Source organism: Bacillus sp. S3 (assembly GCF_005154805.1).
In the GTDB taxonomy this organism is placed as follows: Bacteria; Bacillota; Bacilli; order Bacillales; family Cytobacillaceae; genus Neobacillus.
In genome coordinates this window covers 4,610,440-4,624,410 of the sequence record NZ_CP039727.1, presented here as the reverse complement: position 1 = coordinate 4,624,410, position 13,971 = coordinate 4,610,440, and the positions used below count along the sequence as shown (strand labels likewise).

The following is a 13,971-nucleotide window of genomic DNA, read 5'->3' as shown; positions in this document are numbered from 1 at the left end:
GTGATTGTCCATGTTAGAATTAACAACAAATAAATTAGCAGCAATGAAACGTTTATCTGATGAAAATGGGATTATCGGGGCACTGGCAATTGATCAGCGCGGTTCCTTAAAGAAAATGATTGCGGCAGGGAGTGCCAATCCTGTCGGCGATGAGGGGATCATCCGCTTTAAAGAATTGGTGTCAGCGGAATTGACTCCATATGCAACATCCATTCTACTGGATCCGGAATACGGTCTGCCTGCTGCGAAGGTCCGTCATCCGGAAGCAGGGCTTTTGGTGGCATATGAAAAAACAGGCTATGATGCAACAGCTGTCGGCCGCCTGCCTGATTTACTATCGGAATGGTCGGTTCGACGTCTGAAGGATGCAGGCGCAGATGCGGTTAAGTTCCTCCTTTATTACGATGCCGATGAAGACGCGGCAATAAATGATTACAAGCATGTATATATGGAGCGGGTTGGCTCAGAGTGTGCAGCTGAGGATATTCCATTTTTCCTTGAAATTGTCTCTTACGATGCCGCCAATGATGATGTGAAAAGCTTAGAATATGCAAAGGTAAAGCCACACAAGGTGATTGAGGCGATGCGTGAATTCTCCAAGCCGCAATACAAGGTGGACGTATTGAAGGTGGAAGTGCCTGTTGACATGAATTATGTTGAAGGCTTTGGACAGGGAGAAACAGCCTATAGCAAAGAGGAGGCGGCTGCCTGCTTTAAAGAGCAAAGCGCGGCAACCGATCTGCCGTTTATCTTCTTGAGCGCCGGTGTTAGTGCCGAATTGTTCCAGGAAACATTGAAATTTGCCAAGGAAGCTGGGTCTACCTTTAACGGCGTGCTCTGCGGGCGGGCTACCTGGAAGAACGGTGTTGCCCCATTTGCTGAACAAGGAGAAGAAGCAGGTCGTAACTGGCTCCAAGACACAGGCCGAAAAAATATCCAAGAACTAAACGAAGTTCTGAAACAAACAGCCAGCTCATGGTATGACAAGGTATCTAAGTAATGTAGGTAAACAGTTCTCTTACTGAATCAATCAGGCATAGTGGTGGTGGGTTATTTGACCCACCACCACTATGCCTTTTTTTATTAATTTATGAAGTACAAGTTTGTCAGTCAAGTAGAGTTTATAGCGAACAAGATTGAGATTATAATATTTTTTTTCGCGGTTTGTGGCTTTTCTTGGCTTTTGATTTTCGATATTGCGATGGTGATTGATTTGTCACCCTTTTGAATGATTGCGAAAAAAAGGATTGGGAAGAAAAGCCGGTAATCGTTGAAATATCAGAGATTGGATAGTTGGTTGTTTCAAGTAGAATCTTGCTTTCCTTAATCCGTGTTTGAATCAAATATTCAATAGGAGAAACACCAACTGATTTCTTGAACGAATGAGCCAAATAATATTTATTTATATGCCCTGCTTCAGCTAGAATATCCAAATTGATTTCTTCGCGAAAATGCTTCTTGATGTAATTTTTTATGAAGGCGATATCTTTGTTTATCTTTTGAGTGGATGTTTTTTCTAAGGTGAAGGTTTTTTTTCTCATCATAGTCAGCAATAAAATTTGTAAAAGATTTTGTACTATTAGTTCATAATCTTCATTCTGCTGTTGTACTTCTCTTAGCAGCTGTTCTAGATAAAAAAGGTAGGCTCGATGTTCTTGTTTAAAATTATAAAACGAAATAAGTGAATTGGTTTCATTCTGAGATGAAAAAGCCAACCCCTGGATTCCAATGGCAATATACTCTAGCGGATTCCCCGGTGCAGATTTTTCCGTGTGCTCGACATTTGGATTGATGATGACTAAATCATACTCTTTTAAGGCTACCTCCTTTTTATCATAGATAAATGCCCCTTTCCCCTTCGTGATATAAATCAGTTCGGTAAAGTGGTGTGTATGGGTAGTACTGTGCCAATCCTTGTCATATTTCGATTGTGTCACATAAAGAATTTTCGCTGGAAGTTGATCTCGCTGGGATTTTGGTACTTCGTAAATCTCGTTAGACAAATGAACCACTCCTTGATAGAAAGCCCTTTCAATCTATTATATATTATTTTTAGTGGATTTTTATACTAGAAAGCAAGATATATAAAAAAGTGAACAAGATGTTTATTGTGAGAGCGCTTTTATCCTCGTATACTTTAACTGTATTAGAAAAATAAAGAATATAAAATAAAAACAGGGGTGTTAATATGAAAAAGAAGCTTTTAATGGCTGGAATGACTGCAGTCCTCTCATTCGGTTTAATGGCTTGTTCGAATGGGGAAAGCACCAGTGGCCAATCAAAGGACAGTTCCAAAGCTGATGGTAAGACAACACTTCAGGTAGCGGCGTTAGAATCAGCATATGGTAAAGAGATGTGGACCAAAATTTCTGATGCTTATGAAACCGCTAACCCTGACGTTAAGATTCAATTGACGGTTGATAAAAATTTGGAAGAAAAAATCAGCCCAAAAATGAAAGCGGGAGATTATCCTGACGTCGTATTATTGGCAACAGGGCGAAAACTAGCCCTGACTGAAACATTAATTAAGGATAAAGCATTGGAAGATATCTCTGATGTATTAGATAAAAAGGTCTATGGTGAGGATGTAACCGTAAAAGATAAGTTAATCCCTGGGTTTACAGATACGCTTGCTACCAATCCATACAACGATAAAAAGACATACCTAGCTCCAATGTTCTATAGCCCTACAGGATTATTCTACAATGAAGCCCTATTTAAAGAAAAAGGCTGGGAAGTGCCAAAAACGTGGGACGAAATGTGGGCACTTGGGGAAAAAGCAAAATCAGAAGGAATTTCATTATTCACTTATCCAACCACTGGATACTTTGACGCATTCATGTACTCTTTATTATTAGAAGCTGGCGGACCTGACTTCTATAATAATGCAATGACATACAAGGATGGCATTTGGAAGTCTCCGGAGGCAGATCAGGCTTTTGGAATTGTTGGAAAGCTAGGGAAATATACTGCACCAACAACCGTTGCTAATGCTAATGATCAAAATTATAAAAAGAACCAACAATTAATTTTAGACAATAAAGCATTGTTTATGCCGAATGGTACTTGGGTAGTTGGTGAAATGGAAGATGCACCTAGAGCAGAAGGCTTTAAATGGGGGATGACCTCTTTACCAGCAATCAAAGATGGCGGCGATCGTTATGCCTTTACTTTCTTTGAGCAAATGTGGATTCCAGCTCAAGCAAAAAATAAAGATGCGGCGAAAGATTTCTTAACGTTCCTTTATTCCGATAAGGCTGCAGATATTTTTGCTGAAGCTGGCGCTGTTCAGCCAATTGAAGGGATGGCAAGCAAGTTAACTGGTGATAACCAATTATTCTACAGCATTTATGACAATGGAGCAAAAGCAGGAATGGGCGGCTTTGCTGCTACAGAAGCCGTTGAAGGTGTAAGCATGGCTGATGCATTGTTTGCAACGATTGACAGTATTGTTTCTGGGGATAAAACAGTTAAAGATTGGCAAGAAGCCGTTGAAGCTGCTAGCGATAAATTACGTGCAGCCCTAAAATAATATGTCTAAAAAGATATAACGGTGAGCGTCATTCTCACCGTTATATTCATTAATAGAGGTGAAGGCAGTGAATAAAACAAAAGAGAAAAGATTTTTTATATTTGTTTGTACAGCCCCGGCACTGATCTTGTTGACGTTATTCATGGTAGTACCCACAATTCAAGTATTTAGAATGTCTTTATACAAATGGGGCGGATTTTCCAATAATCCGGTGTTTGTTGGCTTTGATAATTTTATCAAGCTTTGGGATGATATGAACTTCATCCGATCACTCCAAAACAGCATTGTGTTGATTGTGATGGTAACCATCATCACGATGGTCATGGCGATATTATTTGCGACGTTATTAACAAGAGAAAATATGAAGGGGAACAGTTTTTTTCGGGTAATTTTTTACATTCCCAATATTTTATCAATCGTTGTTATCGCTGGTATTTTTTCGGCGGTATATGATCCAACAACGGGTCTACTGAACAATATCTTTAGTGTATTCAAACTTGAAGGTCTTAAGCAGCTATGGCTTGGGAATCAGCAAATTGCAATTTATAGCATTGGCGGATCGCTTATTTGGCAGGCTATTGGCTACTACATGGTCATGTATATGTCTAGTATTGCAAGTATTCCGGAGAGTTTTTATGAGGCTTCCTCATTGGAAGGCGCAGGAAGAATTAGGCAGTTTTTTAGCATTACGCTGCCGTTAATGTGGCAAAATATCCGTACAACTTTAACGTTTTTTATCATTAGTACGATTAATTTAAGTTTCCTCCTTGTGCAGGCAATGACCGGAGGAGGGCCGGATGGATCCACTGAGGTATTCCTCAGCTACATGTATAAGCAAGCTTACACCAATTCGTCCTATGGGTACGGTATGGCCATTGGGGTGGTAATCTTCTTATTCTCATTCGCATTATCAGCCATTATTAGTTTCGTCACTAAAAGAGAAGTGCTGGAGTATTAAGGAGGTTGCCATAAATGAAACAAGAAAAAGGCATGAGTGCCGAATCATTGTATCGATTTTTTATCTACGTTGCACTAGTCACATTAGCTATTTCTATTATTGTTCCAGTGGGCTGGGTCTTTTTAGCATCCATTAAAGAGAACTCAGAGTTTTATGGAAGTCCGTGGACAATGCCTAAAGGGTTTTATTTTCAAAATTTCATAGATGCCTTTGAGAAGGCAAATATGGGAATCTATATGTTAAATTCTGTCATGGTTACTGCTCTCGCTCTAGTAATCTTGTTGGTTGTGGCATTGCCGGCGGCGTATGTCCTTGCAAGATACACGTTCAGAGGTAGTAAAGTGATCAACTCGCTGTTCAAAGCAGGATTATTTATAAATGTTAACTATATTGTTGTTCCGATTTTCCTTATGTTATTAGATGGTGATACCTTTTTGCGGGCACAGCTTGGAGACGGATTCCTACTGGACAATTTATTCGTTTTAGCTATCGTTTATGCAGCAACTGCTTTGCCATTTACTATTTATTTGTTGTCTAGCTATTTCCAATCACTCCCAATCACATTTGAAGAAGCGGCACTGGTAGACGGTGCAGGTTATTTCAAAACGATGATTAAGATTATGATTCCAATGGCCAGGCCAAGTATTATTACTATCATCCTATTTAACTTTCTGGCATTTTGGAATGAATATATCATCGCACTGACATTGATTCCTGGTGAAAATAAAACATTGCCTGTTGGATTAATGAACTTGATGGCAGCTCAGAAGTCTGCTGCTAACTACGGCCAAATGTATGCCGGGATGGTTCTAGTCATGCTTCCAACCCTAATTTTATATATTTTGGTTCAGAGAAAAATAACACAAGGGATGACTCTTGGTGGATTGAAAGACTAAGAGGTCAAACAGTAAGTATATTGGAGGACTTAATATGGAAAAGAAAAAAGGACGCGTTACTCTACCAAGTGAACAGAACTTTCTAGCTGAAACGAAAGAATTGTTGGAACGCTGGGGTGCGGACGCTATTCGCGACAGTGATGGGACAAAGCTGGATAATGAAATAAAGCAGCTGGATGCGAAAATCTATACAACCTACTTTGTTGCCCGCGCTCATAATGAATTTGCCGAGAAGCATCCAGAGGAATATCAACAGCTTTATCTGATGAGTCAATTCAATACGGCCCATGGGGAGACGCTTGAAATTGACTTTATGAAAGGATATTTCGCAGAACAAGTAAGCCCTGATTACGTCCATAATCCGAAGAAATACTGGGAAGTGATTGACAGAACAACGGGGGAAATAGTTGATAGTAACAATTGGGAAGTAGATGAAAAATCTAATCGTATCACTATTTCAAAGGCTATTCCATGGCATGAATATACTGTTTCGTTTTTAGTATTTGTTATCTGGGACCCAACCCAAATGTACAACCATATTACAAATAATTGGGGCGATAAACCGCATGACATCCCGTTTGATGTAAGGGGTCCGCATTCCAATGAATTTATGGCAGCTTATTTAACCCAGTGGCTGAAGGATAATCCAGATACAGATGTTGTCCGTTTCACGACGTTTTTCTATCATTTTACGCTTGTGTTTAATCATCTGGCCAAAGAAAAGTTTGTCGATTGGTTCGGCTACGGTGCTAGTGTATCCGCTGCCGCCTTGGATGCTTTTGAACAAGAAAAGGGCTATCGTTTAAGACCAGAAGACTTGGTCGATCAAGGCTATTACAACTCATCCTTCAGAGTGCCTACTCAGGCTTATTTAGACTATATCGATTTTGTTCAACAGTTTGTGGCAAAAGAAGCGAAGAAGCTTGTGGACATTGTACATGAAAGCGGCAAGGAAGCTATGATGTTCCTTGGTGATAACTGGATTGGTACCGAGCCATACGGCGAGCATTTTGAACAAATTGGGTTAGATGCAGTGGTTGGCAGTGTGGGCGGAGGGGCCACCTTGAGAATGATCGCGGATATCCCGCACGTTCGTTATACAGAGGGCAGGTTCCTGCCATATTTCTTCCCTGATACATTTTATGAAGGAAATAACCCAGTCATCGAGGCTAATCAAAACTGGCTGACAGCCCGAAGAGCGATATTAAGGAATCCGGTTGACCGGATTGGTTATGGCGGTTATTTAAGCCTTGCCTATAAATTCCCTGAGTTTGTGGACTATATTGAAAATGTAACCGATGAATTCCGTGAGATTTATGACAACATTAAGGGAATTAAACCACATACCGGTCTTAAAGTGGCCATTTTGAATTCATGGGGGAAACTAAGAACCTGGCAGACCCATATGGTTGCTCACGCATTATGGTATAAACAAATATATTCCTATTTAGGCGTATTAGAGTCTTTAAGCGGGGCTTCTGTAGATGTTTCCTTTATTAGCTTTGATGATGTCATCCAACATGGGATACCAGAAGATGTTGATGTCATTATTAATGCAGGGGATGCGGGAACTGCCTTTTCCGGCGGGGAGAATTGGAAGAATGAAGCATTAATTACTAAGATTAGGGCATGGGTTCATAACGGCGGCGGCTTTATTGGAATTGGAGAACCGACTGCCTATCATCATGGCGGACGCTATTTCCAATTAGCAGACATATTAGGGGTAGATAAAGAGCTTGGTTTCAGTTTATCAACGGACAAATACTTTACTTCCCCTGTCGAGAAGCACTTTATTTCGGCGGACGCAGATGTGTTTGATTTTGGGGAAAGTATGAAAAATATATACGCATTATCAGAAGAGACTGAGATCATTGAGTACTCTAATGGGGAGATACATTTGTCCAGTCATGACTTTGGTAAAGGAAGAGGCGTATATATTGCCGGACTTCCTTTCAGTGAGGATAACACTCGTCTCTTGATGCGAGCTATGTTCTATGCAGCTAATAAAGAGCGGGAGTTCCATAAATGGCATTCAAGTAATATTTACTGTGAAGTCCATGCATATCCAGCCATCAAGAAAGCGGCATTAGTTAATAACTCCATGGAAGAACAGACTACCGTGATCTATGATGGAAGCGGCAACAGTAAGGAAGTTACATTAGCTCCAAGTGAAATTCGTTGGGAGGCTTTTTCAGATGAGTCGTAATGCGATCAACATCATCATCAAACTCGTTCTGGTTATCCTTTGTCTGGCGTTAGTCATAATCGGTAAAGAAACGGTGAGCAGGCTTCATTTAGGATTGATGCTGATTGGAGTAGCCGGGCTTCTTGGACTGCTATATGATTATAATCGTAAATTTAATTAAATCTAGATAGAAATAAGCAGCCGTAAAACAATAACAGTCTAACAGCAAGGAGGGGCATGGAGTACCGTGGAGATTTTATCTTCGGCAGATACTTCGTGGCCCTTTTTTTGAATTTGTAGAATTATTAAAAAAAAGCAAGAAACATAAAAAACAAGACAATATTTTGATTGTGGAAACGCTTCATTGTCAGTAGCCTTATATATATGGAAAAGTATACCTGTCTAACATTTGGTCCTGACCGAAGGCTGTGATGCAGTTGATTATTGTCCGGCTTTTTTAGAAAGGGGGAGTGAAACATGTTGGATCGTTCCAAATCTACTAGCAGGTATTACTTTTAAACTATTATACATAAACTAGGAGGGAAGACATTGCGCATAAAGCATATTAAGAAATCCTTTAGTACTTTTCTTGCTCTTATGTTAATTTTGCCGACATTTCTAACAGGATTTGTTTCGCCGGCAAAAGTAGCCGCACAAGTAACCAACCCATGGGTGACCGTTTCAAATGGTGGAAATGAAATCAATCAGGTTGTCGAACAAAATGACAAAACTTATGTAAGACTTGGCAGTGGCGTAGGTAATGACAATGTAAATAATCCAGCTATTTTTCGTGAAAATGGTGATAAAGGTCAAGAAACTGGCATAATGGATTATACCTTTATCCCGGAAACTAAGGGTGAAACTACACGATTTGGATTAATGACTCATTACAAGGATTCAAAAAACTTTGTATTTGTGGGTTATGACAAACAAGGTTGGTTCTGGGAGTATAAATCCGAAGGTCAAGGGAAATGGTTACAAGAAAGACCAGATGTAGCAATACCACAACCTGGTAATGAATATACAATTAAGGTTGAGTACAGTGGAACTACCTTGAAAGCTGCACTAAATGGGAAAGATTTATTTGGCGAAATCAAATTAGATGATGCCGCAGCAAATCTTGTTGATGCCCCAGAAGCATTAAAATTAGGACAATATGGCGAAGAGAATTCCCAAGTCCTTCTAGGTTTGGAAAAATCATCTGAAACGCCAGTGGAACCAGGAACAGAAGAACCGAAACCAGGTAAGCCAGGATGGGAAGAGGGCCCAATTACCATCGAAGATAACCAATTAGAAGAGGGCGATTTTAAGGTTATCCAAGGTAATGGTTCATTAACCTATAACGAAGACGGTTCTGTAACTTTCCATGCTCCATCCGGATCTGCGAAAAATAAAATTGTTTATAACAAGATGCCAGAACTATTTCAAGGTTCTTTTGAAGTAGATGTTAAAGCTGATTCAGACTTAACACGATTCGGTTTAATTTATCGTGTGTTAGACGGAGCAAACTATAATTATGTTGGTATCGGTGATGCCATCAATCAATACTTTATGGAAATATTTGGACCTAAAAATGCATGGAGTTCAATGGCAGCTGGTCCTGAATTTAAAGCTGGTCAAACTTACAGAATGAAAGTAGAATTTGCTGATAATAATGCTACTTTATATATTGATGATAAAAAAATTAGTACTTGGACTTTGGAAGGCGGCGTAAGTGATCCAGGTCTGATAGGGTTTGAAAAGAGCCGTGGTTCAAAGGCAACCGCAATTACCTTCTCAAATTTAAAAATAGAGGGTATTGTGCCGCCGCCACCACCAGAAGAAGATACTTTGAGCTCTAAATCCATGGATGTCTTGATTGGTACGCATTTCCCGCGGGTTATTGAATATCGAGTGGGAGATAAAGTCTTGGATGGACAAAAAACAGCTGTAGACCAATTAAAGATTAATGGAAAGCTCTATACTCCTGAAGTAAAATATGAAAAAGTAAGCAAGAATGAAGCAATTTACAAACTTTCCATCAATGATGAACATGATGAAGGCATCGATGCGAAAATGATTGTATCCTTAAAAGTTGTTGACAATAATGTTGTCTTCACTTTTGATGAGATTACAAACAAAGGCGAAGCGAAAATTAGCACCATTGATTTGGCAGGTATGAATTTTATCTCTGTAAATTCAAATCAAAGCGGAGCAAAAGCCCGTTTAACGAATATCAGTACCGATGTTAATGTATCTGGTGATACAGATGTAATCGTAGATGCATCAATGACAGGTGTAGGAACAAGCAGCTCCTATTATGTTGGTGTGCTTTCCAATGACGAATTAAGTGCAACAATTTGGACAAGTTCCGAAGCGAATGGAAATAAAAACTTACTTGCTAACCGTTATGTAACGGAAGATGGTGTAAAAGCACTTGGTTTAGGATCAAACACATTTACTTATCATCATGAAGAAATGAGTGCACCAACGTCCACTCCAACTGTAAAAGTGGCGATCGCTGAAGATTTAAACGGTGATCATGTAACAGATTGGCAAGATGGCGCCATTGCCTACCGTGATATTATGCAAGACATTTTCGGCTGGCAAGATGTGAATAATAAAGTGGGAACTCGAATTGTCATGAACTTTGGTTCTCAAGTGCAACAACCATTCCTTAAAACATTAGACAATGTGAAGAAAGTAGCTTTGGCAACTGATGGTTTGAGACAATCCGTCTTGTTGAAAGGATATGGTAATGAGGGACATGATAGTGCCCATCCAGATTATGGTGATGTTGGGGAACGCATGGGTGGAGTAACAGACTTAAATGCATTGATTAAACAAGGTGCCAACTATAATGCTGAATTTGGTGTCCATATCAATGCGCAAGAAACCTATCCAGAGGCTAAGGCATTTAGTGATAAATTAATCCTTGGTGTCGATAAACAGGGATGGGGCTGGCTAGACCAAGGTTATGTAATTGATAAAATGTATGATTTGTCTTCAGGATTCCGTGGTGAAAGATTGGATCAATTAAAAGCAGCAGCACCTGGTCTTGCATTTATCTACTTGGATGTGTGGTACCAAGATCAATGGGAATCCAACCGGATTGCTGATCAATTCTTTGAAAGAGGCTGGAGGATGACAACAGAATTCCCTAATGTGATGCACAACTACTCAACATGGGAACACTGGTCAACCGATAGGAATTATGGTGGTAAAACACTAAAAGGGAAAAACTCAGAATTACTACGCTTTATTAGTAATCATCAAAGAGACTCTTGGGTAATGAATAATCCGGTCTGGGGTGGAACAGCTGATAACCCATTACTAGGCGGATTTGAATTAGCTGGTTTTGAAGGCTGGCAATCCGATAAGAACTTTGATAACTTTATCAAAATGACGTTTGATACCAATATTCCAACTAAATTCTTACAAAAATACTATATTACAAACTGGACGGATGTTGAGGGAGATCGGTCAAAAACCAATCTTGAAAAAGAGATCCGTTTAAAAGATCCAAGCAATGATGATGTAGTCGTTGTATCCCGTAAAGATAACTCCAGGGGGCGTGTAATTTCTTTAAATGGAAATGTGGTGTTAGATGAACACACATACCTGCTTCCATGGGTAGATCAAGACTATAAGAAGGCAACGCCTAAAGCTGAAAAATTATATCACTGGAATTTAGACGGTGGAGAAACCACTTGGACACTTCCAAATGATTTTAAAGGCTTATCAAGCGTTAAAGTTTATAAGTTAACGGATCAAGGTAGAACGGATATGAAAGAAGTCAAAGTAGTTGATAATAAAGTAACTTTGACAGCTGAAGCAAAAACACCATATATCGTCGTTAAAGGTGAAAGTAAAGGTATTGAAATTAACGAATGGAGTACAGGTGCCCATATTTATGACACTGGCTTCAATTCGGCAACAATTGACGATAAATACACAACAGCAACTGGAGATAAAGAAGCTGTAAGTGTTGAAAGAACAGCTCAAACAGGTGATGCTCGTAATTTGAGCAGCGGTGATTATTACCTGAACTTTAACAGCCCAAGTAAGGATACAAAAGTTAGCCGCACCATTACCGACCTTGAGCCGGGTAAAGACTATGTCGCTGAAGTTTATGTAGATAACCAAAGTGATGTAAAGGCATCGATTAAAGTAACAGGCGGAGTGAAAGATGTAAGTAATTACACCCTTCGCAGCTTACAAAAAAACTATGTAAAAGCTGACTCTCATGCAACAAATGATGGCTATAACAGCAAAATGCAAAGAATGCAGGTAAGCTTCACTGCTGCATCTGATACTGCCACATTAACTCTTAGCCGCAAAGCTGGAGAAGGTTTTACTAAATTTGATGATATTCGAATTGTTCAAAAATCATTAAAGAATGAAGTGAATGCTAGGGTATTTGAACAAGACTTTGAAACTATTGTTCAAGGAATCTATCCTTTTGTCATTGGTAATACAGAAGGTGTTGAAGATAACCGGATTCACTTATCTGAACTTCATAAACCATTTACACAAAAAGGCTGGGGCGGCCGTGTTGTTGACGATGTAATCGGTGGTCAATGGTCCGTAAAAGTGAATACAGGAAATGCCGGATTACTTTATCGGACAGTTCCGCAACATTTCCGTTTCGAACCAGGGGTAAACTATAAGGTATCGTTTGACTATCAAACCACAGCAAATAAAGCATATCGTTTTATTTCCGGAGATCAAGAAATTGATGCAAGGAATATTAACGGTGCAGCTGGTTTGGCTGTAAACGAATTAATACCAGCTTCTAAAAATACAAGTAGACTTGAATTTACAGTTACCGGTTCCGAAAATGGACAAACCTATATTGGTTTATTTAGCGATGGAACAAGTATTAATATGGGCACAGGTGCAGGAACATTTATCTTAGACAACTTAAGAATTGAGAAACTTGCTCCTGGCATGAGCGTTAAAAATACAACCATTTATGCAGAAAAAGAATTGGATTTAAAATCTTTAATTACCTTCGCGGAAAATTCAAAAGGTAAGGATGTAACTGACAAAGTTATCATCGATGCAGGTGATTTTGATCCAACAACACCAGGTGATTACACGATTACATTCACTCTTAAAGAAGATGGTTTTAAAGATGTTGTTCATACGGCAACTGTGACTGTTGAATTAAAACCAAGCAATTGGTACAGTGGCAAAGGCGCACCAAAAGATAGTGTTGGCAAGAAAGGCGACTTTTATCTTGATGTTACCACCGATGAACTTTACCAAAAAGGTGAAGAAGGTTGGAAATTAATCGGCAGCTTTAATGAAAATGAATCAAAAGGAACTACTTGGTTAGTAGGTAAAGGACAGCCAGATGCAAACGTAGGTAAGGCTGGCGACTTATATTTAGATACAACTACTGGTGATGTTTACAATAAAGAAAAAGAAACAAAGGAATGGAAATTAGTAGCTAACCTAAAAGGTCCTGCTGGTGAAAACGGTCAAGATGGATCTATTTGGTTAGAAGGTAAAGGGGCACCAAGTAAGGATGTAGGTAAGTCCGGTGACTTATATCTGGATAATGCTACTGGAGATGTATACCTTAAATCCAAAGAAGAAGGATGGAAATTCGTAACGAATTTACAATCCTCTGATAAGGAAAAGCTTTCTGGCTGGGTCCTTGAAAATGGGGTATGGTATTTCTACGATACGAAAACTGGAGAAAAGAAAACCGGCTGGTTTAATGACGGTGGTACTTGGTATTACTTAAATAAATCAGGGCAAATGCAGACCGGCTGGCTGCAAGAAGGATCCAAATGGTATTACTTAACTAGCAGCGGTGCAATGAAAACGGGCTGGCTGCAAGAAGGATCCAAATGGTATTACTTAACTAGCAGCGGTGCAATGAAAACGGGCTGGCTGCAAGTGGAATCCAAATGGTATTACTTAACTAGCAGCGGCGCAATGAAAACGGGCTGGCTGCAAGAAGGATCCAAATGGTATTACTTAACTAGCAGCGGCGCAATGAAGACAGGCTGGCTGCAAGTGGGATCCAAATGGTATTACTTAACTAGCAGCGGCGCAATGAAAACAGGCTGGCTGCAAGAAGGATCCAAATGGTATTACCTCAATTCCAGCGGTGCAATGCAAACTGGATGGGCCACCATCTCTGGAAAGCGGTACTATTTTAATAGTAATGGGGTATTAAAGTAGAATTGTAGAACACGTTCCATGAAGAAGGATGGATGGAAAGCTTAATCATGTTATAGAAAAACCCGAAGACTAGATTTTAGTCTTCGGGTTTTTCTAGTTGAGTATGTTTAATGATTTATAGATTTTTTTGATAATGCCACGTTCTACAATAAATGATAAGGACTGGTGCAGAACGAAGGAAGTAGCAAAGGAGGGCGCTTCCGCTTTTTTAACGATTAATTTA

At 39.6% G+C, this 13,971-nt stretch carries 8 protein-coding genes and 1 pseudogene; 8 read left to right on the top strand and 1 reads right to left on the bottom strand.

Translation table 11 applies throughout. From position 1 onward, the window contains the following. The first annotated feature begins 10 nt into the window (after positions 1-10). On the top strand, positions 11-1,000 hold the full coding sequence (lacD, locus tag FAY30_RS22210) for a tagatose-bisphosphate aldolase (RefSeq protein WP_149871914.1): 990 nt from the start codon (positions 11-13) through the stop codon (positions 998-1,000). A gap of 142 nt (positions 1,001-1,142) precedes the next feature. On the opposite strand, the gene FAY30_RS22205 is transcribed toward lacD, so the two are convergent. Further along, positions 1,143-2,003 carry an AraC family transcriptional regulator gene (locus FAY30_RS22205; protein WP_149871913.1) on the bottom strand — a complete coding sequence of 287 codons (861 nt, stop codon included), beginning with the start codon at positions 2,001-2,003 and terminating at the stop codon, positions 1,143-1,145. 185 nt (positions 2,004-2,188) lie between these two features. On the opposite strand from FAY30_RS22205, the gene FAY30_RS22200 reads away from it, so the two are divergent. The 7 genes and pseudogenes from FAY30_RS22200 (at position 2,189) to FAY30_RS27975 (ending at position 13,748) form a co-directional block, all read left to right on the top strand. Beyond that, positions 2,189-3,532 carry a carbohydrate ABC transporter substrate-binding protein gene (locus FAY30_RS22200; RefSeq protein ID WP_149871912.1) on the top strand — a complete coding sequence of 448 codons (1,344 nt, stop codon included), beginning with the start codon at positions 2,189-2,191 and terminating at the stop codon, positions 3,530-3,532. A 67-nt stretch (positions 3,533-3,599) separates the two neighbouring features. Beyond that, on the top strand, positions 3,600-4,490 hold the full coding sequence (locus FAY30_RS22195) for a carbohydrate ABC transporter permease (RefSeq protein WP_149871911.1): 891 nt from the start codon (positions 3,600-3,602) through the stop codon (positions 4,488-4,490). A gap of 14 nt (positions 4,491-4,504) precedes the next feature. After that, positions 4,505-5,386, top strand: coding sequence for a carbohydrate ABC transporter permease (locus FAY30_RS22190; protein ID WP_149871910.1), 882 nt, complete (start codon positions 4,505-4,507; stop codon positions 5,384-5,386). A gap of 34 nt (positions 5,387-5,420) precedes the next feature. Beyond that, on the top strand, positions 5,421-7,592 hold the full coding sequence (gene gnpA / locus FAY30_RS22185; RefSeq protein WP_149871909.1) for a 1,3-beta-galactosyl-N-acetylhexosamine phosphorylase: 2,172 nt from the start codon (positions 5,421-5,423) through the stop codon (positions 7,590-7,592). Next, positions 7,582-7,752, top strand: coding sequence for a DUF6903 family protein (locus FAY30_RS27335; protein WP_190284730.1), 171 nt, complete (start codon positions 7,582-7,584; stop codon positions 7,750-7,752). Before gnpA ends, FAY30_RS27335 begins: the two co-directional genes overlap by 11 nt. A gap of 368 nt (positions 7,753-8,120) precedes the next feature. After that, positions 8,121-12,515, top strand: a pseudogene (locus FAY30_RS22180) (endo-alpha-N-acetylgalactosaminidase family protein); the annotation flags it as partial. Beyond that, on the top strand, positions 12,501-13,748 hold the full coding sequence (locus tag FAY30_RS27975) for a bacterial Ig-like domain-containing protein (RefSeq protein WP_317845715.1): 1,248 nt from the start codon (positions 12,501-12,503) through the stop codon (positions 13,746-13,748). The pseudogene FAY30_RS22180 and the gene FAY30_RS27975, both read left to right, overlap by 15 nt. Positions 13,749-13,971 lie beyond the last annotated feature (223 nt).

Bases quoted from the DNA above. Each gene is read 5' to 3' on its own strand.
- gnpA (WP_149871909.1), top strand. From the start codon at position 5,421: ATGGAAAAGAAAAAAGGACGCGTTACTCTACCAAGTGAACAGAACTTT.
- FAY30_RS22200 (WP_149871912.1), top strand. From the start codon at position 2,189: ATGAAAAAGAAGCTTTTAATGGCTGGAATGACTGCAGTCCTCTCATTC.
- FAY30_RS27975 (WP_317845715.1), top strand. From the start codon at position 12,501: ATGAGCGTTAAAAATACAACCATTTATGCAGAAAAAGAATTGGATTTA.
- FAY30_RS22190 (WP_149871910.1), top strand. From the start codon at position 4,505: ATGAAACAAGAAAAAGGCATGAGTGCCGAATCATTGTATCGATTTTTT.
- lacD (WP_149871914.1), top strand. From the start codon at position 11: ATGTTAGAATTAACAACAAATAAATTAGCAGCAATGAAACGTTTATCT.
- FAY30_RS27335 (WP_190284730.1), top strand. From the start codon at position 7,582: ATGAGTCGTAATGCGATCAACATCATCATCAAACTCGTTCTGGTTATC.